Source organism: Marinomonas communis, from assembly GCF_004363305.1.
Classification (GTDB): Bacteria; Pseudomonadota; Gammaproteobacteria; order Pseudomonadales; family Marinomonadaceae; genus Marinomonas; species Marinomonas communis.
The window spans coordinates 306,947-332,088 of the sequence record NZ_SNZA01000005.1 but is presented as its reverse complement, the minus strand read 5'-3'; the positions used below and the strand labels follow the sequence as shown (position 1 = coordinate 332,088).

Genomic DNA, 25,142 nt, shown 5'->3' with positions numbered 1-25,142 from the left:
AACATTCTGGACGTTTTTCTGACATTCGAATTATTCCTCAGTAGTTGGCCCTTCGGCCTTTGGGTTTCGAGTAATAAACATAGCGTCGCCGTAACTAAAGAAACGGTACTTCTCTTCTACCGCGACACGGTAAGCATTCATCACACTTTCATAACCAGCAAAGGCACTGATCAGCATAATGAGAGTCGACTCTGGCAAATGAAAGTTAGTTACCAGCACATCAACCGTTTTGAATTCATAACCTGGGTAAATAAAGATACTCGTATCAGTCGCAAACGGCTCGATCTGACCCGACTGACTGGCCGACTCCAGAGAGCGCACGCTGGTTGTTCCTACCGCGATAACGCGCTTGCCTGCTGCCTTGGTCGCACGAACTTTATCAACAACTTCTTGAGATACTTCTGCATACTCAGAGTGCATAACGTGGTCTTTCACGTCATCAACACGTACTGGCTGAAAAGTACCCGCCCCAACATGCAGGGTGACAAAAGCGGTATCTACACCTTTGTCTTTTAAGGCTGCTAACAATTCGTCGTCAAAATGCAGACCAGCAGTCGGTGCAGCCACGGCTCCAGGAGTCTTGTTATAGACCGTCTGGTAGCGTTCTTGATCGCTTTCATCATCTGGACGCTCGATATAAGGTGGTAAAGGCATATGACCGACCTTTTCCAATACTTCAAGCACTGGCTCGTCAAAGCGTAGGTGAAACAGTGTGTCCTCACGACCTACCATTTCTGCACCATGAGCGGCACCACGATCTGTACCTAACATAAGTCGATTACCGACCTTGGGAGACTTACTACAACGTACGTGCGCCAAGATTTCATGCTCTGACAGCAAACGCTCAACTAATAGTTCTAACTTACCGCCAGATTCTTTTTGGCCATATAGACGCGCAGGGATCACTCGAGTGTTGTTAAACACCATTAAATCCCCAGGTTCAACGAAATCAAGAACGTCTTTAAAAGTGTTGTGTGTCAGCTCGCCCGAAGGGCCATCTAACTTAAGTAAACGGCTCGCAGTTCGTTCGGGCATCGGGTAGCGTGCAATGAGTTCTTCAGGTAGCTCAAAGCGATAATCAGAAACGCGCATAATAGCTATTTAATTCACCAAGAAAAATGATGCGGCATTTTAGCGAATTTCTAACCGATTGGGTACGATATAAGAGTATTTCCCATTTCACTGCTTGGTTTTCTAAAAACTCTGTTCAGCTTTTAAACAAAACCGCATTTACTTCGCCCAAATCAAAATAATTTTAGCAAAACCGTTGACAGGTATAGAGAAATCACCATAATACGCCTCACCTTTTTCAAAGCCAGTGTGGTGGAATTGGTAGACACGATGGATTCAAAATCCATTGCCTATAAAGCGTGCCGGTTCGAGTCCGGCCACTGGTACCATCTTTAAGATGCGAAAAGCCCCAAGGTTACAAACCTTGGGGCTTTTTTCGTTTTATGGGCTAGCTTATGTTACAGCGCCACCGCTTGACCTGATTGCAATGAGGCAACCGCCGCATCAGCCAACAACAAGGCTTTCTCACCATCGTTACCACTTGGGAATGTGTGGTTACCAGACGCCAAACCTTCTACGAAACACTCTAGCTCGCTTTTGTATGCTGCGGCATAACGCTCTAAGAAGAAATGCATTGGTTTCTGGGCTTGCACACCCGCATCCGTAGAAACCACTACGGTACTTTCTGGAACGTTTTTGATTTCCAGCATTCCCTTACTTCCATGCACTTCTACACGCTGATCATAACCGTAGGATGCTCGACGACTGTTGGTGATCACTGCGACCTTTCCGCTTGCACAAGTCAGTGTGACCACTGCTGTATCCACATCACCAGCCTCTTTAATTTCCGGTGACACAAGTGAAGAGGCTGAAGCGTAAACGGTGACTGGTTCCTCCCCTAACAACCAACGGGCAATGTCAAAATCATGGATAGTCATATCACGAAATAACCCGCCTGATGACTGAATGTAAGAGACTGGCGGCGCACTCGGATCACGAGAAGCAATGGTCAGCATTTCTAGATCACCCACAGCCCCTTGATCTAAAGCGTTTTTAAGGTGAGCAAAGTTTGGATCAAAGCGACGGTTAAAGCCCATCATTAGAGGCACATCACACTCTTTCACAACGGCTAAACATTGACGAACTCGATCAATGTTCAAATCAACCGGTTTCTCACAGAAAATTGCCTTACCAGCGTGCGCAGATTGAACAATCAGGTCGGCATGGGTTTCTGTTGCGCTACAAATCAAGACAGCGTCGACTTCTGCATCCGCAAGGGCTTCCTCGATTGTCGCAACACTCGCGTTGAACTTGCTCGCTGCCGCTTCAGCAGCCGGCTGGTATACATCTACGACGTATTTTAGGTGACACTTCTGATTTGCTGCGACGTTAGCTCCATGGATCTGCCCAATACGGCCACAACCAAACAATGCGAAAGTATGCATAACTCACTCCATTTATTTTGTACTTGTTGTAAATACACGTCAGCGACGTGCAGAGAGTGAGATCATGTATATTTCCCCCAAGCAAAACGGTCAAAATATTTTTGTTTTTCACATCAAAATGATCTATTTTGATTTAAAACGCATCAAAGTTGGTTTTTAGAAATGCGGGAAAGAATTAAAAAGCTGACCATCAAAGACATCGCCAAAACAGCAAACGTCAGCACAGCGAGCGTGGACAGAGTGATCAATGGGCGCGATGGTGTGAAAGCCTCGACTCGCGAAAAGGTACTAAGTGCAATTGATCAACTAAATCGCCATAGCAATACTAACAAAGTTAAGCTGACGAAAATTGCGTTCATTGTGGAAGCTGGGCCAACGTTTATTAGCCTAGTCGAAGGCGCTATTACCGCTTTTATTGAAGAAAACGAACATGAAATAGAATACTCACTCGACACATTGAAAACAGGCCAAGGTTCGAGCCAAGATATCGCCGAGATCATCCTTAAGAGAGCTCAAGAAGTTGATGGCATTATTTTAATGGCTGCCGACTCCGTTCCTGTGAATCGGGCCGTTAATCAAGCCATCGAGCAACACATTCCTGTCATTTGCTTAACAAGCGATCTACCTAACTCAAATCGCACCGCGTATGTTGGCTCAGACCAGAAAAGCGTCGGCGCAACTGCAGGTTATTTACTGGGGAGAATGTTACCTCGCATGCCTGGGCGGATTCTGTTCGTAGCCAGCGCGCCCTACGACTGCCAATTACAAAGAGAACTGGGATTTCGCCAAGCCTTAAGACAAGAGTTCCCACACCTTAAAATTAAAGAATGCATCCACTCCCAAGACGACTCAGACTATTCGTATCAGTCCATGTTGGAGTTCCTTAAAAAAGATCGCCACCTTGATGCAGTTTACAACGCGGCAGGCGGTAACCGAGGGATCGCCAAAGCACTTAGGGAACACAACCTGACGCGCCATGTCGTCTTCATCGGCCACGAGATCAGCAGCCACACGCGAGAGTTATTAGACCAAAGAGAAATGGATTTGGTGATCGGCCATGATGTCGAGCAAGAAGTAAAAACCGCGGTGAACATTATCCGTCATCAGCAAGAGCAAGATTGCCTATCTCCCATCAGCATTATCACACCATATAATTCCATCTAGGCACAATTTGCTGAACAAAGAAAACCAATAACCCAAAACTGAAACGAAAGCGGCGCCCATCAGGCGCCGCTTAATTAAGCTTTATAACAAAACTTAATTAGCCAATCATTTCACCGTCATCACGAGAGATCGCAATCACACTTGAACGCGGTACACCACCGTTTGGCCAAACTGAATCACCTTTCTCGCCTGGGTGCTGGATGCTAACGAACATTGTCGTACGATCTGCACTCCAAGCTGCACCAGTGATTTCACATTCTTTAGGCCCCACTAGGAAACGCTTGATTTCGCCTGTTTCAGGATCAGCCACCAACATTTGGTTGTTACCTTGACCAGCAAAGTCTTTTTCGTTTGAGTAGTTACCGTCTGTTTGAATCCACAGCATGCCTTTCTTATCGAATTTCAGGCCGTCTGGAGAGTTAAACATATTGTCTTTGTTAACGTTCTTAGAGCCCGCGTAAGCGTCATCGTATACTGCAGGGTTACCCGCTAGTACGAATAGATCCCAAGTGAATTTTTCAGCAGTATGATCTTGGTTAGCCGGTTGCCAGCGAACGATCTGACCGTAGTTATTTTTTACGCGTGGGTTTGGCCCCACTGCTGGGGTTTCATCACCGCCCGCATTTGGCTTAACACCACGGTTTTTGTTGTTCGTGAGTGCACAGTAAACTTCTGCTTTATTTGGGTTAGATGCCACCCACTCAGGACGGTCCATTGTCGTTGCACCGACTTTAGATGCTGCTTCACGAGTGTAGATAGCGATTTCCGCTTCTGTCATGCCAGTGGCTTTTGGCGTTAGCGCAATCCAATGACCAGTGTTGTTTTCGTTGAACTTCGCAACGTACAACGTACCTTCTTCTAGTAGGTCAGTGTTGTCACCACCAACAACGTATTTGTTCTTAGATACGAAGCGGTATAGGAACTCACCACGCTCATCATCACCTAGGTACACTACAACATAGCCGTTTGCTGCCACTTCTACTTCAGCGTTTTCATGCTTGAAGCGACCTAGCGCTGTACGCTTTTTAGGACGAGCAGTCGGGTTCAGTGGATCGATTTCAACGATGTACCCAAAACGGTTTGGCTCTTGTGGATCTTTAGAAAGATCAAAACGAGAGTCCGCTAGCGCCCAGTTATAACCACGATCGTCATGACTGATGCCGTAACGCTTCATTTGTGGTGTAAGCGGGAAATTTTTGTTGCTAGATGAGAAGTAACCGTTGAAGTTTTCTTCACACGTTAGATAAGTACCCCATGGTGTTTGACCGTTACCACAGTTGTTCCAAGTACCTTTTGCTACGACACCTTTCGGATCAGCTTTGGTCTTCATTAGATCATGGCCGCGCGCTGGGCCTGTGATGTCCATTTCAGTGTCCGCTGTGATACGACGGTTAAACTCAGAATCTTTTACGATGCCCCATTTACCATCTTTACGGGCGATCTCAACCACTGAAACACCGTGTGCCGCTTTGTTCTTACGAACATCGTCAGCATTAATTGGCTTGCCATCAGCACGGTTCGCATGAAGCGTCTTCGCATTTGTGTACTCGTTGTTAACACAAAGGATTTGGCGACCGTTGTGAGAGAAAAGCGCCATACCATCGTTGTGGTCACCGAAGGCCATTTCTTGAGAAGCGCCAGTACCACCCGTTGCTGGATCAAAAGCTGGCGCATTTGAGAACAATGGCTCACCCCAAGACGCTAGTACTTGCCAGTTGTAACCTTTTGGCACAGTCACTGTGTCTAGCGCATTCGCTTTTACCATTTCAAACGCAAGGCGAGACATTTTCATTTCTTCGCCTGCTAAAGCATTACCGGCTGCAAGTGTTGTTGAGCCCATTACGAATGCGGTTGCACCCACTGCTGCACCACCAGTCAAGAAGCCACGGCGTGACACCATTGCTTTGGCTGTTTCTTCAAATTCCACTACTTCTGCAGCTGGACGTACTAATTCATCATGCTCATCAAAACCTAGCATTTGATCTTGCTTAACTGACATGGGTATTCCCTCAATAACTATCGTTTTAATTTGTATGCGCGCTGGCTGCGCAGTTATTTATAAATCCGACAGATATTTAGCCTTTGAACCATGTCAGTTACATGATGATTACATGACCGTTTAGCAACAGAATTATGTCAGTTACATTTCAGGAGTGCTTATACAGATCAATGACATAGCTCTAATAACCCCAAACAGACTCTATGCAATAAAAGTGATTAGAAATGATAATGATTAGCAATATTAGTATTAGTTTTGTATTATTACTCAAATTAAGATAGAAACTGAATCACTCTACAATTTATTCAGGATATCGTTTCAATGGCCAAATTCTTACCCACAAAAATTGCTACTCACATCAGGCATAATCGCTTAGCGCAGGCAGGCGCCCTGCTATTACTAAGCAGTACGACAGCGATGGCATCTGATAACCCACAACAAGTCACTTTCGACCTACTGGAGGTGAGCGCTGAAACACTTAAGGTCGACGCTCCCGCACAAGAGCAATCCGTTTCTATCTCATCTGTTGATCAAAAAGCTCTTGAAGATCGCAAACCACAAAAACTTGATGAAGCACTTCGCTATACATCAGGGGTTACCTCACAACCTTACGGCGCAGACAATGACACTGACTGGGTGAAAGTACGTGGCTTTGATGCCGCCACTTATCTAGATGGCAGCCGTCTCTTTCGTGATGGTTACTACACGTGGCTTTTAGAACCATATGGGCTTGAAAAAGTGGAAGTCTTAAAAGGGCCAGCTTCTATTTTATACGGCGAAGCGCCCCCAGGAGGCGTGGTCAATGCAGTCCAGAAGAAACCCGATGCCACAGCGGACAATCAACTAGATATAGAAGTAGGCTCAAATAGCCAGAAAAGCATTGGGATCGATGTGTCTGGTGAGTGGAGTGACAATCAATATCGTCTTGTTGGTGCAATTAAAGATAACGATGGTGAATTAAACGGCACTGAAAATACGCGTGTATACTTAGCGCCAAGTTTATTGATTGATCTTTCTGACGATACCACATTGACCTTGCTGGCAACCTTCTTGAAGGATGATGGTATTCCTACTAACCCGTTTTACCCTGCTGCTGGCACCATTTTAGACTCGTCTTTAGGTAGTATTGCTGCAGGTACAAACTTAGGTCAGCCTGGCTATGATAAGTACGAACGCACACAAATCTCTGCTGGCTATCAACTAGATCATTTTCTAAATGATACTTGGACGCTATCGCAGAACTTCAATGTCGGCTTCAATGAGCTTTATCTTCGCAGTTCTTATATTTTCCCGTCTTCAGACACCACGGCAAACAGCATTGGCCAAGGAATCGTCTTTCGCGACGGCGACACAACCAGCGTATCTCTTGATTCTAAAGCGGTTGCGAACTGGCAGTCCGATACCATTGAAAATACGGTTCTGCTTGGCTTAGACCTACAACATCATAAAACCGACGGTGTAGAGCAAGACAACTATAGCTTTGGTTCAATCAATCCTTATGCGCCAGTTTATGGTAACTACACGCCGTTGAATATGGCCAATAATAACGACCGTGAAATCAGCAAGTCTCAGGCAGGGCTTTACGCGCAATACCAAGGAAAGCTTAACCAACAATGGGTGGCAAGCGTTGGTGGCCGATTTGACGCGATCGAGACTGACAACACGAGCCAAAGCAAAAGCGAAGATAAGTCTCGCAATGACTCTGAACTGTCGCTCAACGCTGGGTTGATGTACCTAGGCGATAACGGTTTGTCCCCATACATCAGTTACAGCGAGTCATTTAATGTCTTAACCACCATAGACAGTGCAACGGGCGAGCTTTATAAGCCTCTGATTGGCAAACAAACTGAAGTCGGTGTGAAGTATGCCCCAGACAGCTTTGCTGGATACGTCAATGTCGCCCTGTTTGACCTTAAACAAGAAAATGCTTTAGTAACAAACCCAACAACCTACGTTGCGACACAAACAGGTGAAGTCACCTCGCAAGGTTTAGAGGTTGAATCTATGGCAGAGCTCAGCAATGACGTAACCCTGACCGCTTCATACACCTATACTGATGCACAAACAGATGAAACCAATAACCAAGGCAGCAAGCGCCCTGCCCTAATTCCTGAACATATGGCATCAGCATGGCTAGACCTTGAAGGCGCTGCATTGGGTGCGGAGGATTGGAACTTTGGTACAGGCCTTCGCTACATTGGTAAAAGCAAAGACAATCCTAAAAGCAGCAACCTAACCGTTCCCGCAGTGACTTTGTTCGATGTGATGGCCGCTTATCAGATCAACGATCAATGGCGCGCTCAGTTAAACATTAACAATGTAACCGACAAAGAGTATTTATCTGGCTGTGACTATTACTGCTACTACGGCCAATCTCGCTCCATTATGTTAAGCACACAGTATCGCTGGTAGCGATCATTGACTACGCGATGGCTCCATTTCAGGAGCCATCTGTCGTATGAGGAATTTCGACGTTCATGTTCTCACTTAAAAATATTAAGATGGTTCGCTCAGGGCGAGTCATTTTAGATATTCCCTCCCTGGCCATTCCTACGGACAAGCTTACCGTGGTTCTTGGTCATAACGGATCCGGCAAATCCACCTTGGTAAGTCTTCTTTCGGGACAGCAGGCACCAGATCAAGGCCAGGTCATGTTGCACTCGGATGAGGTAAACAACCTGTCTGCCAAAATGCTCGCTCGTAACATTGCTTTTCTACCGCAAAAGTTACCCTCCTCAGCCGGATTAACTGTCCGCGAAGTCGTGCGCTTAGGCCGTTTTCCTTGGCGAGGTTTACTTGGGAGATGGCAAAAAGAAGATGAACAGATTATTAACCAAGCCATCGAAGAAACTGGCATCAGTGAGTTTGCTAACACTGCCGCAGACAGCTTATCAGGCGGAGAACGTCAGCGTGCCTGGGTTGCTATGCTGCTCGCTCAACAATCGCCAGTGTTGATTCTAGATGAGCCAACTTCCGCTCTAGATATTCAACATCAATATCAGCTAATGAGCTTATTGTCCGATCTCTGTCAGCAGCAAGGGCGCGGCATCATTGCCATACTTCATGATCTCAATCTGGCACTGCAATATGCTCAGCAGATCATTGCTCTTAAAAAAGGTCAAATTGTCTTTGAAGGCAGTGCCGAGCTACTGCTTGATGAAGATCGTCTAAGTGACCTTTACCAAACTCCAATAAAATTACTTGATCATCCTAACTCCGTTCCACAACAACCATCAAAGGTGGCCGTCGTATGTCCTTAAACCTCCCTCGACTGATGCTGTTAACACTCAGCCTTTTTGCCAGTAGCACTTCATTAGCTGACATTACGATCCATGACAGTGAAGGTGAGAAAACCTTTTCGAAGGTACCAGAGCGTGTTGTTGTTCTGAATTGGGACCTTATTGAGCAAGTACTTGAGCTGGATGTCACGCCTCTTGGAGGCCCGAATATTGAAGGTTACAACACTTGGGTAGCGCAACCTCATGCATCAGAGCAAGTAGCGGACATCGGTACACGAGCTGAGCCTAACCTTGAAAAAGTCGCAGCACTAAAGCCTGATGTCATCATTGCTGCATCGCCTCAGAAGGACTTATTAGACAGCTTCTCAGAGATCGCACCCGTCGTGCTACTTGAAAATTATCAAGGTGATTACGATGCTGGTGAGCAAGCTATTGCCAATTTCAGAACATTAGCCAAGCTATTTAAAAAAGAAGCGCTGGCGGAAGCTAAACTTGAACAGTTACATTCTGATTTAGCGTCTTTAAAGCAGCAACTAGAGCAATCATTTGGACAAGAATTGCCCAGTGTTTTACCTGCCCGATTTGGCAGTGAAACAACCGTGTTCCTTTATACTGAAAACTCATCTTCTGATTGGGTGTTGAAACAGCTCGGACTTAAAAATGCACTTCCCCTGTCGCCAACACTTTGGGGCACAAAGCAGATGCGTATTGATCAATTAAAAGACCTTACTGATGCGTATTTCTTATATATATTGCCGTTTAACGAAGAAGCGAAATTAAAGAAATCATTTTTATGGCAAGCCATGCCTTTCGTGAGAGCAAAACACTATAACAGTGTTGCGCCAGTTTGGAGCTTTGGCGGCGCCATGTCACTACGCTACACGGCCGAGGCCTACACCAAAAGCCTGCTTGAAATTGCCCAATGAACGTAAAACATTTTCCTATTTGGGGCGCTGGCAGTGGCTTCGCCCTACTGATCATTTTACTCACAGTTTTCGGCAGCCCCTTATCCATTGATCATCAATGGAGCCTACTTCAGGGAACACAAGCACCGGAAAGCTTTGACGATTTTAGTTTCCTATTTGGACACCTACCACGCATTGCGATGGCTCTGATTGTTGGAGCCACATTAGGGTTAGTTGGCAGCTTAATGCAGCAACTGACACAGAACCCCCTCACCTCACCGCTCACACTCGGCTCCTCTTCAGGCGCTTGGCTGGCCCTTATCATTATGAATGTCTGGTTTGCCCAGTATGTAAATGACTATGGGGATTTAGCCGCCATGATGGGGGCGATGCTAGCCTTTGGACTTATCCTCGCCATCGTCGGCCTCAATAATATGACGGGCCTGCCCATCGTCGTGGCGGGCATGGTTGTTAACTTATTGCTGGGCGCTATCGCGACGGGCATCATACTGCTCAATGAACAATTTGCTCAAAACATCTTCATGTGGGGGGCAGGAGACCTCGCGCAAAATGGCTGGGATACTTTTACAAGTTTAGTCCCTCAGTTACTTATCGGGCTGCCTATTTTGTTTTTTGCACCTAGGGCGCTAAGCCTACTACGACTAGGAAAAGAAGGCGCCAGCGCACGCGGTTTATCCGTGCTACCAACCTTTTTTGTCTTAATGACAACAGGCATTTGGCTTGCCTCTGCTATCGTCAGCAGTATTGGCGTCATTGGCTTTATTGGTTTGATTGCACCAAACATAGCAAGAGCAATGGGCGCTCGTACAGCACGCCAAGAATTAGTATTCAGTATGATTCTAGGTGCGGGATTACTCTTCGCTACTGATCGCATGGCTTTTTGGTTAACCCAGTACACCAATGATGTTGTAACCAGCGGCGTCACTGCTGCATTAATTGGCGCACCAGCATTGGTTTGGTTCAGTCGGCGCCAGCTCAAAGCCCAAGATAATTTAGCGTTTATATTGCCTACTGGTGGACGTAGTCTTTCATTTAAAGCGCTATCAGGTATCGGGGTGAGTGTCGTTACGATACTCTTACTCAACACATTCGCAGACTTTTCTAGTGGTTCTTTTGAGTGGCATTGGCTCAGTGACTATCAGTGGCAAATAAGACAGCCAAGACTGCTGACCGCAGTCGCTGCTGGTGCAAGTTTAGCGATCGCTGGCGTGCTATTACAAAGACTGATTTATAACCCGTTAGCCAGCCCTGATATTCTCGGCGTATCTGCAGGTGCAACCCTTGCCTTGGTGTCCACAACTGTTTTGTTTGCTAACGCAACCCTGTCAAACAATTGGCTTGTTGCAGCCTTGGGTAGTATCGCAGTTTTGCTGGTATTGATTGCTTTAGCTCGCAAGCATCAATTCGCACCTTCCACTTTAATCCTGACGGGCATTGCGTTGACTGCTCTGCTTGATGCGGTGATTCAGTTCTGCTTGGCTAAGGGCACTCAAGATAGTTACCGTATTCTGTTGTGGTTAGCAGGTTCCACCTATCGTGTCACAAACGCTCAAAGCTTAGCATTGCTCGCTAGTAGCCTATTACTATTAAGCTTTGCTCTGATTAGCTCGCGCTGGCTTACCCTACTTTCTGTCGGGAGAGCCTTTGCATTGGCCCGCGGTGTCCCTCTCAATCTAGCCAGTTTAATCATTCTGACTCTTGTTGCACTACTCTGCGCCACCACCACCGCAACAATGGGACCAATCGCATTCATTGGATTAATTGCACCCCATTTAGCGATCATGCTGGGAGCCAGAAGTACTCGCAGTCAAATTTTATGCGCCGCGATATTAGGCGCAACATTGCTGCTATGGGCCGACTGGCTAGGGCAAAGTTTGCTTTACCCAGCGCAGATTGCAGCGGGCACTCTAGTTTCTATCCTAGGCGGGCTTTATTTCATTGCTCTGTTGGTTATTGGGCGGTTTAAGAAGCCATAGCCGCTTCAACACTAAGCTCCGATAAAATCACTCGGAGCTCAGTGTTGAAAATATGCTTTAGAATGAGCAAAGCAGTCGTTCAATCGTTTGTGCCAACGACAGAAGTTTTTGATCGTCACCATTTTTAGCGGTTAGCATTAATCCGATTGGCTCGCCTTGGTAGGTAAACGGAAGTGAAAGGCTACAACCGTCAATCACATTGGCAAATGATGTATTTCGCAAGCAAAGCAAATTGATGCGATTAAAATCCTCGTCTGTTGCAAAATCAGAAAAGTCAGGTGCAATGCAAGCGACAGTTGGCATGATAAATACCGTGTTTGCTTCCTCAGCGGACATACGCTCTATCAAGTCGTGCCTTAAACGCTGAGTGTTGCTGAATTCTTCGTCAGTAACTCCCTTCCCCCTAGCAATGCGCTGACGCACTCGCGGGTCCAGCAGATCACTTTCTAGATCAATAAGACTCGCAAAGTAACGACGGCTCTCCACCGCAGAAAACTGCCAAACTGGCAACTGTTGATAGGCTTCAAAAATGGGATAGCTACCATGCTCAATCTTTAACCCTTGATCTTGCAAAGACTTGATTACAGAATCAAAAGCTTCTCTGACTATCGAAGAAGCTTCATCCATACCAAAGTTCGTCGGGACTTTTAAGATAAAGTCGTGATCAACATGCTCCTCTTTTTTGTCACTCAATACATGCCAAGCTAGAGAACAATCGTTAACCGAGTTAGCCATTACGCCGATGCTGTCTAGAGACTGAGAAAGTGGTAGACAGCCTTTGCTGGATACGGATTGCTGACTCGGCTTAAACCCCACTAAACCACAAAAGGCAGCGGGAATTCTCAGTGAACCACCGGTATCTGTTCCCAAAGCGATATCAGCAAGCCCCGTTGCAACGGAAACCGCTCCACCACTTGTAGAACCACCAGGGATACGGCCTTGTTTGAACGGATTTTCAGGCGTTCCAAAGTGTGGGTTGAGACCTACACCGGAATACGCCAACTCAGTCATATTGGTATGGCCAATTAGGCTTGCACCTGCTGCCCGTAAAAATGCGACAGCATCTGCATCTTTTTCAGCATGCTTCTGTCCCAGCAACTTGGATCCCATCGTCGTCGGGTGACCCGCAACATCAAATGTCGCCTTTACCGAGACGACTGCACCAGAAAGTGCCCCATCCTTACTGACCGAGGATTCAACAAACGGTGCAATAAAGATCGGCTCTGAACACGCTGTCACTTCAGATTTAAGCTTATCCAAATGCGTATCTAAGCCCCGCTCTGACCAATGTTTAGAATCCATCATGTCCATACCTTTTCCTTAAAATCGAGCCCTGAAATGCCATTCGCCTGTTGCGATATCATTTTTGATTGAGTCGCGAATATCATCGTCCAAGCGCTCATCGTCAAAGTCATACAACCCTAAAAGAGGGAAAACTTTATTGCGCTTTATTTCTTTACCAATAAATTCGTACACCACACGAGTACAGCAAGGCATACGCTCACCACTGCCAGACACGCCTAAACGTAAACCGGTTAATCGATCCACCCGATTCTTAAAGGTTGGGTACAAAATTGTCTGGGTCATCTCAAGATTGGTAAGTGTTTCATAGTCGTGCAGAAATATTCGGTCCCCCAAAAATTGCACAACCCCTTTATACATACCATGGAAAGGTTTACCTGAACGGCGAGGATTTAAACGCTCTGTGCGTTGATAGTAGGTTTTGTTACCTTGACGCTCCAAGCAAACCAGAGTTCGTAGGACTTTGCCCGGATAAGCCATGGAAAGGTAGTACTCAAAATAGTAGCCGACGTATTTATCAACACCATGCTGCCCGATACTGTTTAACTTGTCGAAAAACTGTTGCTCAGGTGTTGCCGCGACCGGTTCTTGTTCAGCAATTGGCCGTACTTGTAACAAGCGTCTAAACTGGCTGTGAGGTAGCAGAATCTCATGTTCTTCTACACCAAAAAAATCACATACTCTGCGCAAGGTACTGTTCGATGGAAAGGTCGTACCGCTTAAATAACGGTTAAACTGTGGTCGATTGATAGATAAGCGCCGACAGACATCAGCAATCGACTTGTAATAACTGCAGAGCAACCTCAGGTTCTCTGGAAAACTGTCATTCATAACACTCCCCCAACATGTTTTTCGCATAGTAACCCTATCAAAAGAGTAGTTAAACTCAAACAATAGCGTTAATTGATGCTATTAAAACATCAAATAACATCAATTTAAACCAGCTTACAAACTCCCTTTTCCCTGCCGTATTCGTTTCAATATCTACTATGATCCAAAAGTACAAACAAGTCAGGCACTAGCGGCATGCTCGGTGGTGCCGCCCATCTTTTTTAGGATGCTACTATGAATACTCGCTCCGAATACGATCTACTAGGCAATTTAGATGTCCCAGCAGATGCTTACTATGGCATTCAGACATTAAGGGCTGCACAAAACTTCTCCATCACTGGTGTGCCAATTTCGCACTTCCCAGAGTTAATTAAGGCACTTGCTATGGTGAAGGCCGCTGCTGCTCGAACAAACCAAGAATTTGGTTTGCTGCATGAAGGCAAGGCAGATGCCATTGTCTATGCCTGCCAAGATTTGATTAACGGACAGTACCATGAGCAATTTATTGTGGACGTTATTCAAGGTGGTGCAGGTACATCGACCAACATGAACGCCAACGAGGTCATTGCCAACATCGCATTGACAAAATTAGGCCACGGTCTAGGTGAGTACCAGTTCCTGCATCCAAATGACGATGTAAACCGCTCTCAATCGACCAATGATGCATACCCAACTGCAGCTTGTCTTGGTATTCAGTTTGCGGCAGACAATTTCGTACCAGCCTTGGCATCATTGAAAAATGCCTTGGAAGATAAAGGCAAAGAGTTTTCCCATGTGTTAAAAATGGGCCGTACACAGCTACAAGACGCTGTCCCCATGACACTAGGGCAAGAGTTTGACGCATTTGCTGTCACTCTCGGTGAAGACATTGATCGCATCAAAGAAGCCTGTGCCCTGCTATGCGAAGTAAACCTAGGTGGAACCGCTATCGGTACAGGCATCAACACACCTGAAGGCTACTCTAAAAAAGCGATCGAGAAGCTTGCCATTATCTCTAAGAAGCCACTGGTTCCTGCATCGAACCTTGTGGAAGCGACATCAGATATGGGCGCATTTGTGTTCTTCTCAGGGATTTTGAAGCGTTTGGCCATCAAATTAAGTAAGATGAGTAATGACTTGCGCTTACTTTCAAGTGGCCCTAGAACTGGATTTGGGGAAATTAGACTACCTGAAATGCAACCTGGCTCATCTATTATGCCAGGCAAAGTTAATCCTGTGATTCCTGAAGCCATGAACCAAACGGCGTATCAGGTCATGGCATCTGACTTAGCTGTCACCCTTGCAGCCGAAGCAGGCCAGCTCCAGCTAAACGCGATGGAGCCAATGATTATCTATAATCTGTTGAACTCATTAAAAATGCTGAAGCAGGCTTGTGAGATGCTCGAAAACAAATGTATTCGTGGTATTCAAGCCAACCAAGACGCCTGTCTTGCGCATGTTGAGAACAGCATTGGCATCATTACCGCGTTGGTGCCCCACATTGGCTACGCAAATGCATCACGCATTGCGCGCCAAGCACTGCTTAGCGGCTTAACAGTGAAATCGCTTATCTTAGAAGAGTCATTACTGACCGAAGACGAGCTCAATGAATTGCTTAAGCCAGAGAACATGATCGCTCCAACTCGAGCAAAGAGCGGATCATAAGGAGATAACGTGACACACAAAATTCTTATCGTATATACAGGTGGCACCATTGGAATGGTTCAAACCGAGCAAGGATTAGCGCCTGCTGCGGGACTAAACGAGCGTATCCATGACACCCTTGGTGAGAGTTTACAAGGGCTGCCAGAGTTCGATGTTATTGAGCTTAATCCATTAATCGACAGTTCAAACATCACACCTGACCATTGGTGTAAAATTTACGATACATTGCAGTCAAACTGGCAAGCCTACTCAGGCTTCATTGTGCTGCATGGCACCGACACATTAGCGTACACCGCTTCTGTTTTGTCTTACATGCTGGGTGCTTGTGACAAAAATGTCATTATTACTGGCTCACAGATTCCGTTAGGCATGAGTCGAAGTGATGGTATCAGCAATTTGGAAGCGGCACTTGCCATTGCAGGAGAAGAAAGTTTTGGTATGGCGACAGTGTTGTTCCACCACACTTTGATGCAAGCAAACCGAGTGACCAAGTTTAGCAGTCATGATTTTGCGGCTTTTCAGTCATTCAATGCCGAGCCACTTGCAAAGCTATCGATCCATAAGCAATTTACTGGCGTGCAGTTGAATCACTTGTTAACTCATGCCCCAAGCCCTAGAGACTATGACTTTGCTGCCAACAGTGTTGGGGTTTTACCTTTATACCCTAGCCTGCCAAGCAGTGCTTACCAAGGTTTTTTGCAGGACGACCAATGCCAAGCCATCGTTTTACAAACCTATGGCGCAGGTAACATTGCCGACTCTAACCCAGACTTGGTGGCATTCTTAGAAGCAATGCAAGCCAATAAAAAGCTGGTGATTAATGTTACCCAGTGTGCTCATGGTGGCACTTCGACAGGAGCCTATGCTGCAGGTTCGCTACTTGAACGATTGTCGATCCTTGATGGTAAAGACATGACCTTAGAAGCTGCGTTCTCAAAAGTTCACTGGCTACTTGCCAAGGGCCATAGCTTTAATGAAATTCAGACTCTCTGGTCTGATAATATTATTGGCGAGTATTCGTGCTAATTCAGCATTAACGAAACTTACAATAGCATTAAGCGTTGAAAAAATGCGCATGGCAGGTTGAAACAAAAGCGGCCATAGAGGATGATTTAAATCACTACAATGTGATCGAGAATCTGATTATGTCCATCTCTTTAACCACTCCTGCCATGCTTTTTCCTGCGGTTTCATTGTTACTTCTCGCCTACACAAACCGTTTCGTCACACTGGCTTCATTGATTCGTAATTTCGATCCTGAGCACAGCACTGAAAATACTCAACAGCAAATTGCTAATCTGCGTAAAAGAATCTATTTGATTCGCCGCATGCAAGAAGCGGGGGTCATCAGCTTCTGTCTATGTGTGGTGTCTATGATGGCTTTGTATTGGGGATATGAGGCAATCGGTGGCTATATTTTTGCAGCAAGCTTGGCTTGCCTACTCTATTCACTGTTTTTGTCAGTCAGAGAAATCAATATTTCTTGCGATGCGTTAGACGTGCACCTTAAAACCTTCAAGGTCGATTTCAAGGCGCGCTTTAAACGTTAAACGTTACCAAACATCGTTTTCAGCTCTAACACTGAGACTTTGCTCGCCCATTTCATCAACTTCAATATGAAAAACGATGGGGCGGCAACAGACTTGGCAGTCTTCAATGTATTCATCCGTTTCCGTGCTTACTTCAATCAGCACGGAAATACATTCATTACAGTAGGGACAAAAGATCTCTTCTTCGGACAAAGGCTGCATTGTGAGTGCCTCTCTTTTTTTACTCTGTAGCTAATTTGGACCACACGGCCCATTCATTGCCACATGGGTCGAGGAAGTGAAAACGACGACCGCCGGGAAACTCGAAAATTTCTTGTTCAATACTGCCGCCATAAAGACGAACAGTGTCCAAGCTGGCCTCTAAGTTATCGCTGTATAACACCACCAAAGCTGCGCCATTTTGAGGCCGTGAGGTAAAATCAGCACGAAAGAAGCCCCCTTCTAAGCCTGAGTTTTTAAACGCGGTGTAATCCGGCCCAAAGTCCTCAAAGCTCCAACCAAAGGCCTGTTCGAAAAAGCGCTTATTGGCTTCTAAGTCACAGGCAGCCATTTCTACGTAATTAATACTATGATGCGTTTGCATAACTCTCTCATTCTAAATCGTTGCCAGTGTTACTAAAATCACACTGGCCAGAATCATTGCCCCACCAAACCACTGTTGGGCAGTGATGCGTTCATTAAAGCGTCGCTTAGATAAATACAAAGTCCCCAGTATTTCAGCTTGGCCGAGCGTTTTGACTAGCGCGGGATTCACCAAGGCAAATCCGGTAAACCAGCCAATCGAGCCTAAGGAGCTTAAAACCCCCACTTTCCAACTCAAGCGTACTGACCTATTAATCGGAGCTTTGATGTCTTTCGTCTTATAAATCTGTAAAGCACATAGCAACACTGACTGAAAGGCTAGTACATACCATAAGGTGACGCCAGCACTGGTAATCAAGGATCCCTGTAATGAGTGGCTGGCCATCGCCGCGGTAACAGACGTGACAGCGAAGCATAAACCACTACCAAGCCCTGCGATGAGAGAAATGTCTTTGTGGGCGTGTCGTAATGTTTCTAAGCGCAAACTCATTACCAAAGCTCCAGCAACCCCCAATATGATCCCTACCCATCCCAAAAGGCTTAAGGAGTAGTGCAATAGAGGGATACCAATTAAAGCGGCCAACACAGCTTCCGTTTTCGCCAGCAATGTACCCAATGTAAAACTGCCCGACTGAAACACTCTAAGCATTAAGTAAGTCGCCAACACTTGAGCCATAGCACAAATAGTGGCAAATAATATAAAGCTCCCCGCCTCGGGAAACCGAACGCCACCAATGAAGATCCAGCAGACAATCAAGTACACAGAGACCAAAGGAAGGCCATAAAGCGAACGTGCCATGGTAGCATGAAGGAAACCTTGCTCTTGTGATAAGGTTTTCTGATACGCTGTACGCATTGCTTGGCATGCTGCAGCAAATAGTGTGACAAAGACCCACATAGCCTAGTATTCTCCCGTTACCCATAGCTGATGGGCGTAGGATGGTGTTTTGCGTTCTATTTGTAAAAGGAATAAATAGAATATTTCACATAACACCTTGGAATGATTCAAATTTAAAAAGCAGACTGTGAAACAACAATTTATTAAGTTCGGCATGGTAGGAGCAATTGGCTTCCTAGTCGATGCTTTAGTTCTCTGGCTAGCCTCTCATTGGCTCCCCTACCCAACCGCCCGCGCCATTTCATTTTGGGCGGCTGTCACGTCAAATTGGTGGCTAAACCGGGTGTTCACCTTCCAAGATGCGGAGCATAGTGAGAAGGCCCACCAGCAGTGGGGCAAATTTTTCTTAGCTTCGCTAATAGGCTTTATCCCGAATTGGGGCGTATTCGTCTTGCTGATGGGTTTTGGTGAACAACAGGCACTTATTGATATGCCTCTCTACCCATACCTCGCCATGATTCCTGGCGTCCTTGCCGGAATGCTGGTCAACTTCTCATTGTCGAAGTTCTGGGTATTTAAAGCTTAATTTGGTCACTTAGAGTTCAGACCGTGCCTGGCTCTTCGACCTTTCCATCGGCATATTTTGCAAAACGGCCCTTATCATTACCGTGAGTTTGATCACTCGCCTGCCATGGCCATCCGCCAAACTGAGTTTGTTGGTAGTCATAGAAAGCCTGCTGAAGCTCTTGGCGCGTGTTCATGACAAACGGACCATGCTGCTGTACAGGCTCGCTGATTGGGCGGCCTTGCAGTAACAGAAAACGTGCTTTTGAACCTGTGTTGTGGATGTCGACGGCGGATTGACTGTCTACAACATAGGCTTCTTGTACTGCGACCTTAAGCCCATCAAAAGTACCACTTTCCCCTTCAAAAAAGTACAACGTTCGATTCAGCCCAGCGCTGGCTGCTGGTAACGTCCAACTCGCATTGGGTTCAAGATCTACAATCCATATGGCGACATCATTGTTTGCATCAGCGGCCCAAGAATCCGGCGGTGGTGCAAGTGGAGAAATCACTTCACCGCTTGGGGTATGGTATGTCCCAGCCACCACTTTCACCTGAGTTGTGTGGCCAGACTCATCTTTAACCGTAGTAACTGGCGTTTGCTCATTCCATAACATGGCAAAATGAGGCTCAACCATTTTGTTTTTGGCTGGCAAGTTTAACCACACCTGAAATAACTCTATAGGGTTAGGCTTGTCTTCGAAGACCAGTGGAAACATTTCCGAGTGCTGAACCCCTTTACCAGCGGTCATCCATTGGGTATCACCTTGGCCATAACGTCCCGCAGCGCCCATCGAATCAGCATGATCGACAAAGCCTTCATTAACAATGGTCACGGTTTCAAAGCCACGATGCGGATGCGCTGGGAAACCTGGCACTTTACTGCCATGGTACATGCGCCAGCCATCCATACCCGCAAAATCCTGACCAATGTTACGTCCCGCTAGCGAAGCCGAAGGTCCTAATGCGCCGTTGCCCTTCGGAAAGCGGTCATTATGGAAAGCACAAAATAAAAACGGATCCAAGGTTGGCCAAAACATATCCAGCTTTAAGCGCTGTTTTATAACCGAAGTCATCTGTCACCTCTAGAAAACAATGTAATGTTTGTAGGTTAACGTATGTCGCGTGATGGCGCGATATCCTGAGCCGTCATTGATACGCTTTTATGAATTAGAGCTACACTTTATTCACATTAAATCGTTTTTTGCTAATTTACATTGCTCGTACTACTTTCGTCGTAGCACTGATGCAATAAGCTGGACCTAATGTTGTAATCAAAGAAAAACTAAATTGCTTGGAGTATGTAGTATGGTGCGCATTTGGATTGCTACAGTGATAATGGTTATTGTTGCCATAACAGCTGTTTTGTTAGGTGGTATCCCTATCTGGTTCGCAGCGCTTGCTAGCGTCATCTGTGCTTTAAATGGGATCATTGCGATGGCGAGCCATCTCAACACAAACCATTCCTCTAATAAGTTCACTTGTAACGAGCAAGTTTCTGCTCCGAGCAGCACCTCAACGATCGCTTCCACCGTTTCCTCCACGGCTTCGCAAATGGCCATCAGGTCAGCCGAGGTTTCTTTTGCGGTAGACAGCCTTACTACCAGTATTCAGGATGTTGAAAATCACAGTCAGCAGATTTCTGGCGCCACATCGGATTTGAGCCAAACGGGTGAACAACTTTCTAACCACATCGTGACAGTCAATCAAACTATGGAACAAACCGCTCAAGCGGCATCACAGTCCGAGCATAAACTACGTGAAGGTGCTGAACGAGTTTCATCACTGGCATTGGCTGTAAACAGTGCTGCTGAACAGCTTGAACGACTAAAGCAGAGTGCTGACGACATCGAGACGATTACAGATGTTATTAAGGGCGTTTCGGAACAAACCAACTTACTGGCGTTGAATGCGGCCATCGAAGCGGCCCGTGCAGGAGAACAAGGTCGAGGGTTTGCCGTCGTGGCGGATGAAGTGCGTACCCTTGCAGGAAAAAGCGCCGAAGCCTCACAGCAAATCGCAGATATGTTAAATGAGGTACGTAGCAATACCCTTCGCACCCGGGATGATATGTCCCAAGTCACTCAGCAGAGTCAGTTATTAGAATCAGAACTCACCGAAGTCACACAGACCTTCTTAGGCATTACTCAGGATGTACAAGAAGCGTCCCAATCCATGGAAGAAATAAAACAATCCAGCTTAGGCTTTCAAACCACTAGCTTGCAAATCAACAGTTCAATTGATGACATCAGTGCAGCTTTGGCAACCTTATCGCGCCGCAGTGAAGAACTCTCGGGGCAAGCCAGCGGTCTTAGCCAAGGCGCAGAGAGTGTATTTCTGTCACTGGATGGTATTCCGCATGCTAGTTTCTTTGCCGAAACGTTGGCAGAAGGCAGAACCGCGGCACAATCTATTGGCCAATTATTTGAATCATGGATTGATCAGGGGCGCATTACAGAAAGCGCATTATTTGAGCAGAACTATACTCCGATCCCTAATACTAACCCTACTAAGTATTCGACGGCTTACGATCAAATGACAGATCAGGGACTACCGGATATTCAAGAGCCCATTTTAGAGCGTCATCAACATATTTTGTATGCTGGGGCCGTAGATAAAAAAGGCTACTTTCCAACCCATAATCGCCGTTATACACAGCCATTAAGCGGAGATTACGATAAAGATTTGATAAACAATCGTACCAAACGCATCTTTGATGACCCGACTGGAAGACGCTGTGGCAGCCATACAGATTCTTTTTTATTGCAAACTTACAAGCGTGATACAGGGGATATTCTGCATGACTTATCCATCCCGATCTACGTTAAGGGTAAGCATTGGGGAGGATTCAGAATTGGCTTTAAAGCCAATCACTCTCACTAAAAACCCGCTAAATGCGCTGTTTTCCCATGAAAATGGCGCATTTTCATCATCTCCATAAAACACCTCCCTCGCCTTTATATAAAACTACAAAACCATTGAAATAAGATTTAAAGGTTTCAAAAGTTACAAATACACCTTTTACTTTCTTAATCTCTCGGGGACTTCTGTAAATATCAAAGATTGGTAGACTGCGCTGCAATAATAATCACAAACTAATAGAGAGTATTCTTCATGATTACAAACGAAGCAGTCTCCCCAAACGACCAGCGTGAAGTTAAAATTGTTCTTCTAATCGCGGCGTTTGTCATCCTACTTGCAACCTTTTTTAACCAGTTACCAGGCGGTATGATTGGCGCATTAGGCGCAATGGTTATTGTTGGTTTCATCCTGAACTACCTAGGTGACCGCACCCCTATTATCAACCAATTCTTTGGTGGTGGTGCTATCGTGGTTATCTTCGGTTCATCATACCTTTTCCACAGTGGATTCTTGTCAGGTGACATTGAAAAGCAAATCACAACGTTCACGAAGAGCGGTGGCTTCCTTTCTTTCTATGTAGCCAGCCTAGTGACAGGTTCTATTTTGGGCATGAGTACGGATACTCTTAAAAAAGCAGCGCTAAAGTACATCCCAGTTATCTTGGGTGCTGTTGCAATCTCTTTCCTATTCGCAGGCGTTGTAGGTCTGTTTTTCGGCAAGAACCTGTTTGAATCTCTAATGTTGATCGCTCTACCTATCATGGGTGGCGGCATGGGCGCTGGCGCAGTACCGCTTGTTGAAATCATGTCTGGCCGTACTGGTATGGACGCTTCGACACTGATGTCACAAATGGTACCAGCGCTAGCCATCGGTAACGCTATTGCCATTGTCATCGCGGGCTTGTTGAACAAAGTGGGCAATATGAAGCCTTCTTGGACGGGTAATGGCGAGCTTATCCGTGGCTCAGAAGAAGCAATTGAAGACAAGTCAACGTCAAGCGATTCTTTGGATGTTAAAAAGCTTGGCATGGGCGCACTGATTGCTATCAGCATGTTCTTCCTAGGCACATTGCTATCAACGGTTATCAGCATGCACACTTATGCGCTGATGATCCTATCTATCGCTTTGATCAAAGTCTCTGGTTTAATGCCTGAGCGCCTAGAAAAAGCAGCTCACGCTTGGTACACGTTCGTTGTTAGCAACTTAACCCCAGCATTACTTGTGGGCATCGGTGTTGCCTACACAGATCTTAACCAGATCATTGACGCGCTAAGCCCTATGTACTTCGCTATGGTATTCGCCACGGTGCTTGGTGCAGCAATCGGTGCTGGTATTGTCGGCCGTCTAATGGGCTTCTACCCAATAGAGTCGGCAATTACTGGTGGTCTATGTATGGCTAACATGGGCGGTACTGGTGACGTTGCGGTACTGGCTGCCAGCAAACGTATGCAGTTGATGCCATTTGCGCAAATTTCATCGCGCATTGGTGGTGCATTCATGTTGATCTTAGCGACCTTCGCTATCCAACTGCTTGCATAAACCTTTCAAGAGCCCTCTATGAGGGCTCTTTCCCCTCCTTTATAATGCTGGGTATTCGCCAATGACCGCCAATACCATGACCCTAAAATCCTATCTCACCGCCATCATTCTTATTACCATCACCTTAATTACGGCGGTATCAGGAACCTTACTGGTATTTGTTACCAAGCAAACCTATTTAGATGGCGTCAGTCAGCGCGGTATCGAATTAGGCCGTGTTCTCGCACATGACCCAAGAGTGATAGAAGCAACCTTGCTATCAAACCAAGGGCAGCATGTCAGCCTGAGGAACTACATAGAGTCCATACGTGCTAAAACAGATGCGTCCTACATCGTCATCACTAATCAAAATGCCATCCGCCTGAGTCACCCGACATTAGAGCGCATCGGGAAAACCTTTATTGGCAGCGATATCTACCCTACTTTAAACGAAGGCATAACACGTACAACACTCGCGACAGGCTCACTCGGTTCGGCGATCCGTAACTTTGTCCCAATTCAGGCTGACGGTGTCATTATTGGAGCTATCAGTATTGGCTATCTAGAGCAGTCGATCACTGATTTGCTGTTTACATATTACAAAGAAGCGATTGCATGGCTGGGCTTTCTCTATGTCAGCGCGATACTGTTAACACTCTCGCTGTTAAGTAAATTAAAACGTACCTTCCTAGAATACGAGCCGGAAGAAATCGTACAGCGCTTCAAAGAACACAGTTTACTGTTAGGTAGCATACGTGAAGGCATCATTGCTGTTGATCGACACCACCGAATTACAGCCATTAATGATGCCGCCAGTGCTTGGCTTGCACCGGAAAAGGAGCCCCACCAATTAGTTGGTTTCGCCCTATCGGATGTATCGCAGGCATTGTCTCTGCTCATATTGGATTCATTAAATAATCGACACAAGCATACCCTCACATTGGGTCGGCATGAATTTGCTACTTCGCTCTATCCACTAACGGATGAAAACCGCGACGCAAGCGGTTACCTGATTGTGCTGAACCACGAAAAGGACATGTCAGAATTAGAACAAGAACTGGCTAGAACAACCGCTTACGCCAATCAATTACGAGCAAAAACCCACGAACATAACAATAAGCTGAACGTCATATCTGGCCTTTTACAAGCGGAGAAATACGCTTCAGCCATCGACTATCTCCAACAAGAGAGTGATTATCATCAGTCTATTTTGGCAACCCTTGTTAAAAATATTGAGAATAGCCCTGTGGCAGGCATGCTGTTGTCCAAGTACAATTACGCAGCAGAAGCTGGCATCACATTTGTACTGGATGAAGACAGTAAGCTAAACGCTTATAGCCAATCCGTGAATGATGATTTAGTGACCCTTATCGGTAATATTGTTGAAAATGCATTTTACGCTGCCAAGGGGAATCCTCACTTACCGCCATCCGTCGATGTTTTTATCAGTGATCGTACGAATTATGTCATGATCACCATTGAAGATACGGGATTAGGCATTGATGAGCGTATCGCACAGCGCATTTATGACCTAGGGGTCAGCAGTAAACCAGACCAAACACAACACGGTGTTGGCTTATACCTTGTCAGCCGCATTGTTAAACGCTACAACGGCACCCTTGATTGGGAACGCAGCGATGATCAGACAACCGTTTTTAGCGTCTACTTAGATAAACGTGAGTTACTTTAAT

General features: G+C 46.0%; 21 protein-coding genes and 1 tRNA gene. 13 read left to right on the top strand and 9 right to left on the bottom strand.

Annotated elements, in window-relative coordinates:
* Nucleotides 1–30: 30 nt before the first annotated feature.
* Nucleotides 31–1,092 (bottom strand): tRNA preQ1(34) S-adenosylmethionine ribosyltransferase-isomerase QueA, encoded by a 1,062-nt coding sequence (gene queA / locus C8D85_RS15170; RefSeq protein WP_133564282.1) that lies wholly within the window; start codon nt 1,090–1,092, stop codon nt 31–33.
* A gap of 222 nt (nt 1,093–1,314) precedes the next feature.
* Between queA and C8D85_RS15165 the strand changes: the two genes are divergently transcribed.
* A tRNA-Leu gene (locus C8D85_RS15165) sits at nt 1,315–1,400 on the top strand.
* A gap of 69 nt (nt 1,401–1,469) precedes the next feature.
* On the opposite strand, the gene iolG is transcribed toward C8D85_RS15165, so the two are convergent.
* Nucleotides 1,470–2,456: an inositol 2-dehydrogenase gene (gene iolG, locus C8D85_RS15160; protein WP_133564280.1), complete on the bottom strand. Its 987-nt coding sequence runs from the start codon at nt 2,454–2,456 to the stop codon at nt 1,470–1,472.
* Nucleotides 2,457–2,618: 162 nt separating this feature from the next.
* Between iolG and C8D85_RS15155 the strand changes: the two genes are divergently transcribed.
* A complete protein-coding gene (locus C8D85_RS15155; protein WP_133564278.1) occupies nt 2,619–3,620 on the top strand; it encodes a LacI family DNA-binding transcriptional regulator in 1,002 nt (333 codons plus the stop codon).
* A gap of 97 nt (nt 3,621–3,717) precedes the next feature.
* On the opposite strand, the gene C8D85_RS15150 is transcribed toward C8D85_RS15155, so the two are convergent.
* Entirely contained in the window at nt 3,718–5,619 is a 1,902-nt protein-coding gene (locus C8D85_RS15150; RefSeq protein ID WP_133564276.1) for a PhoX family protein, read from the bottom strand.
* Nucleotides 5,620–5,940: 321 nt separating this feature from the next.
* Here C8D85_RS15150 and C8D85_RS15145 point away from each other — a divergent pair, with 321 nt between their 5' ends.
* From C8D85_RS15145 to fhuB, 4 genes are all read left to right on the top strand, one after another.
* Complete coding sequence (locus C8D85_RS15145; protein ID WP_133564274.1) at nt 5,941–8,031, top strand: TonB-dependent siderophore receptor; 2,091 nt, start codon at nt 5,941–5,943, stop codon at nt 8,029–8,031.
* 65 nt (nt 8,032–8,096) lie between these two features.
* A complete protein-coding gene (locus C8D85_RS15140) occupies nt 8,097–8,879 on the top strand; it encodes an ABC transporter ATP-binding protein (RefSeq protein ID WP_133564272.1) in 783 nt (260 codons plus the stop codon).
* A complete protein-coding gene (locus C8D85_RS15135) occupies nt 8,870–9,784 on the top strand; it encodes an ABC transporter substrate-binding protein (protein WP_133564270.1) in 915 nt (304 codons plus the stop codon). The genes C8D85_RS15140 and C8D85_RS15135 overlap by 10 nt, the downstream gene beginning before the upstream one ends.
* Nucleotides 9,781–11,760 carry a Fe(3+)-hydroxamate ABC transporter permease FhuB gene (gene fhuB / locus C8D85_RS15130; RefSeq protein ID WP_133564268.1) on the top strand — a complete coding sequence of 660 codons (1,980 nt, stop codon included), beginning with the start codon at nt 9,781–9,783 and terminating at the stop codon, nt 11,758–11,760. The genes C8D85_RS15135 and fhuB overlap by 4 nt, the downstream gene beginning before the upstream one ends.
* A gap of 57 nt (nt 11,761–11,817) precedes the next feature.
* Here fhuB and C8D85_RS15125 read toward each other — a convergent pair whose 3' ends face one another.
* Nucleotides 11,818–13,065: an amidase family protein gene (locus C8D85_RS15125; RefSeq protein ID WP_211342210.1), complete on the bottom strand. Its 1,248-nt coding sequence runs from the start codon at nt 13,063–13,065 to the stop codon at nt 11,818–11,820.
* 15 nt (nt 13,066–13,080) lie between these two features.
* Complete coding sequence (locus C8D85_RS15120; RefSeq protein WP_133564266.1) at nt 13,081–13,893, bottom strand: helix-turn-helix domain-containing protein; 813 nt, start codon at nt 13,891–13,893, stop codon at nt 13,081–13,083.
* 234 nt (nt 13,894–14,127) lie between these two features.
* Between C8D85_RS15120 and C8D85_RS15115 the strand changes: the two genes are divergently transcribed.
* The 3 genes from C8D85_RS15115 (at nt 14,128) to C8D85_RS15105 (ending at nt 17,087) form a co-directional block, all read left to right on the top strand.
* Complete coding sequence (locus tag C8D85_RS15115) at nt 14,128–15,537, top strand: aspartate ammonia-lyase (RefSeq protein ID WP_133564264.1); 1,410 nt, start codon at nt 14,128–14,130, stop codon at nt 15,535–15,537.
* 9 nt (nt 15,538–15,546) lie between these two features.
* Nucleotides 15,547–16,563: an asparaginase gene (locus C8D85_RS15110; protein WP_133564261.1), complete on the top strand. Its 1,017-nt coding sequence runs from the start codon at nt 15,547–15,549 to the stop codon at nt 16,561–16,563.
* A 119-nt stretch (nt 16,564–16,682) separates the two neighbouring features.
* Nucleotides 16,683–17,087 carry a DUF2721 domain-containing protein gene (locus C8D85_RS15105; protein WP_133564259.1) on the top strand — a complete coding sequence of 135 codons (405 nt, stop codon included), beginning with the start codon at nt 16,683–16,685 and terminating at the stop codon, nt 17,085–17,087.
* Nucleotides 17,088–17,090: 3 nt separating this feature from the next.
* On the opposite strand, the gene C8D85_RS15100 is transcribed toward C8D85_RS15105, so the two are convergent.
* From C8D85_RS15100 to C8D85_RS15090, 3 genes are read right to left on the bottom strand one after another with little or no spacing between them, the layout of a single operon-like run.
* Nucleotides 17,091–17,288, bottom strand: coding sequence for a CPXCG motif-containing cysteine-rich protein (locus C8D85_RS15100; protein ID WP_133564257.1), 198 nt, complete (start codon nt 17,286–17,288; stop codon nt 17,091–17,093).
* Nucleotides 17,289–17,307: 19 nt separating this feature from the next.
* Entirely contained in the window at nt 17,308–17,670 is a 363-nt protein-coding gene (locus C8D85_RS15095) for a VOC family protein (RefSeq protein ID WP_133564255.1), read from the bottom strand.
* Between the two features lie 12 nt (nt 17,671–17,682).
* Nucleotides 17,683–18,567 carry a DMT family transporter gene (locus C8D85_RS15090; RefSeq protein ID WP_133564253.1) on the bottom strand — a complete coding sequence of 295 codons (885 nt, stop codon included), beginning with the start codon at nt 18,565–18,567 and terminating at the stop codon, nt 17,683–17,685.
* Nucleotides 18,568–18,694: 127 nt separating this feature from the next.
* Between C8D85_RS15090 and C8D85_RS15085 the strand changes: the two genes are divergently transcribed.
* A complete protein-coding gene (locus C8D85_RS15085) occupies nt 18,695–19,093 on the top strand; it encodes a GtrA family protein (protein WP_244937032.1) in 399 nt (132 codons plus the stop codon).
* A gap of 16 nt (nt 19,094–19,109) precedes the next feature.
* Here the strand turns inward: C8D85_RS15085 and C8D85_RS15080 are convergent, their stop codons facing one another.
* Nucleotides 19,110–20,147 carry a pirin family protein gene (locus tag C8D85_RS15080; protein WP_133564251.1) on the bottom strand — a complete coding sequence of 346 codons (1,038 nt, stop codon included), beginning with the start codon at nt 20,145–20,147 and terminating at the stop codon, nt 19,110–19,112.
* A gap of 232 nt (nt 20,148–20,379) precedes the next feature.
* Here C8D85_RS15080 and C8D85_RS15075 point away from each other — a divergent pair, with 232 nt between their 5' ends.
* The 3 genes from C8D85_RS15075 (at nt 20,380) to C8D85_RS15065 (ending at nt 25,141) form a co-directional block, all read left to right on the top strand.
* Complete coding sequence (locus C8D85_RS15075; protein ID WP_133564248.1) at nt 20,380–21,954, top strand: methyl-accepting chemotaxis protein; 1,575 nt, start codon at nt 20,380–20,382, stop codon at nt 21,952–21,954.
* Nucleotides 21,955–22,185: 231 nt separating this feature from the next.
* The gene (locus C8D85_RS15070; protein ID WP_133564246.1) at nt 22,186–23,472 is read left to right on the top strand and encodes a 2-hydroxycarboxylate transporter family protein; all 1,287 of its coding nucleotides are present in this window, start codon (nt 22,186–22,188) and stop codon (nt 23,470–23,472) included.
* 61 nt (nt 23,473–23,533) lie between these two features.
* Complete coding sequence (locus tag C8D85_RS15065; protein WP_133564244.1) at nt 23,534–25,141, top strand: ATP-binding protein; 1,608 nt, start codon at nt 23,534–23,536, stop codon at nt 25,139–25,141.
* Nucleotide 25,142: the final 1 nt, after the last annotated feature.

What these genes read in the sequence shown, in the direction of transcription:
- C8D85_RS15145 (WP_133564274.1), top strand. Translation starts at nt 5,941, where the DNA reads ATGGCCAAATTCTTACCCACAAAAATTGCTACTCACATCAGGCATAAT.
- C8D85_RS15095 (WP_133564255.1), bottom strand. Translation starts at nt 17,670, where the DNA reads ATGCAAACGCATCATAGTATTAATTACGTAGAAATGGCTGCCTGTGAC.
- C8D85_RS15140 (WP_133564272.1), top strand. Translation starts at nt 8,097, where the DNA reads ATGTTCTCACTTAAAAATATTAAGATGGTTCGCTCAGGGCGAGTCATT.
- C8D85_RS15070 (WP_133564246.1), top strand. Translation starts at nt 22,186, where the DNA reads ATGATTACAAACGAAGCAGTCTCCCCAAACGACCAGCGTGAAGTTAAA.
- C8D85_RS15155 (WP_133564278.1), top strand. Translation starts at nt 2,619, where the DNA reads ATGCGGGAAAGAATTAAAAAGCTGACCATCAAAGACATCGCCAAAACA.
- C8D85_RS15065 (WP_133564244.1), top strand. Translation starts at nt 23,534, where the DNA reads ATGACCGCCAATACCATGACCCTAAAATCCTATCTCACCGCCATCATT.
- C8D85_RS15100 (WP_133564257.1), bottom strand. Translation starts at nt 17,288, where the DNA reads ATGCAGCCTTTGTCCGAAGAAGAGATCTTTTGTCCCTACTGTAATGAA.
- C8D85_RS15135 (WP_133564270.1), top strand. Translation starts at nt 8,870, where the DNA reads ATGTCCTTAAACCTCCCTCGACTGATGCTGTTAACACTCAGCCTTTTT.
- C8D85_RS15090 (WP_133564253.1), bottom strand. Translation starts at nt 18,567, where the DNA reads ATGTGGGTCTTTGTCACACTATTTGCTGCAGCATGCCAAGCAATGCGT.
- C8D85_RS15105 (WP_133564259.1), top strand. Translation starts at nt 16,683, where the DNA reads ATGTCCATCTCTTTAACCACTCCTGCCATGCTTTTTCCTGCGGTTTCA.
- C8D85_RS15080 (WP_133564251.1), bottom strand. Translation starts at nt 20,147, where the DNA reads ATGACTTCGGTTATAAAACAGCGCTTAAAGCTGGATATGTTTTGGCCA.
- fhuB (WP_133564268.1), top strand. Translation starts at nt 9,781, where the DNA reads ATGAACGTAAAACATTTTCCTATTTGGGGCGCTGGCAGTGGCTTCGCC.
- C8D85_RS15150 (WP_133564276.1), bottom strand. Translation starts at nt 5,619, where the DNA reads ATGTCAGTTAAGCAAGATCAAATGCTAGGTTTTGATGAGCATGATGAA.
- C8D85_RS15075 (WP_133564248.1), top strand. Translation starts at nt 20,380, where the DNA reads ATGGTGCGCATTTGGATTGCTACAGTGATAATGGTTATTGTTGCCATA.
- C8D85_RS15125 (WP_211342210.1), bottom strand. Translation starts at nt 13,065, where the DNA reads ATGATGGATTCTAAACATTGGTCAGAGCGGGGCTTAGATACGCATTTG.
- iolG (WP_133564280.1), bottom strand. Translation starts at nt 2,456, where the DNA reads ATGCATACTTTCGCATTGTTTGGTTGTGGCCGTATTGGGCAGATCCAT.
- C8D85_RS15115 (WP_133564264.1), top strand. Translation starts at nt 14,128, where the DNA reads ATGAATACTCGCTCCGAATACGATCTACTAGGCAATTTAGATGTCCCA.
- C8D85_RS15120 (WP_133564266.1), bottom strand. Translation starts at nt 13,893, where the DNA reads ATGAATGACAGTTTTCCAGAGAACCTGAGGTTGCTCTGCAGTTATTAC.
- queA (WP_133564282.1), bottom strand. Translation starts at nt 1,092, where the DNA reads ATGCGCGTTTCTGATTATCGCTTTGAGCTACCTGAAGAACTCATTGCA.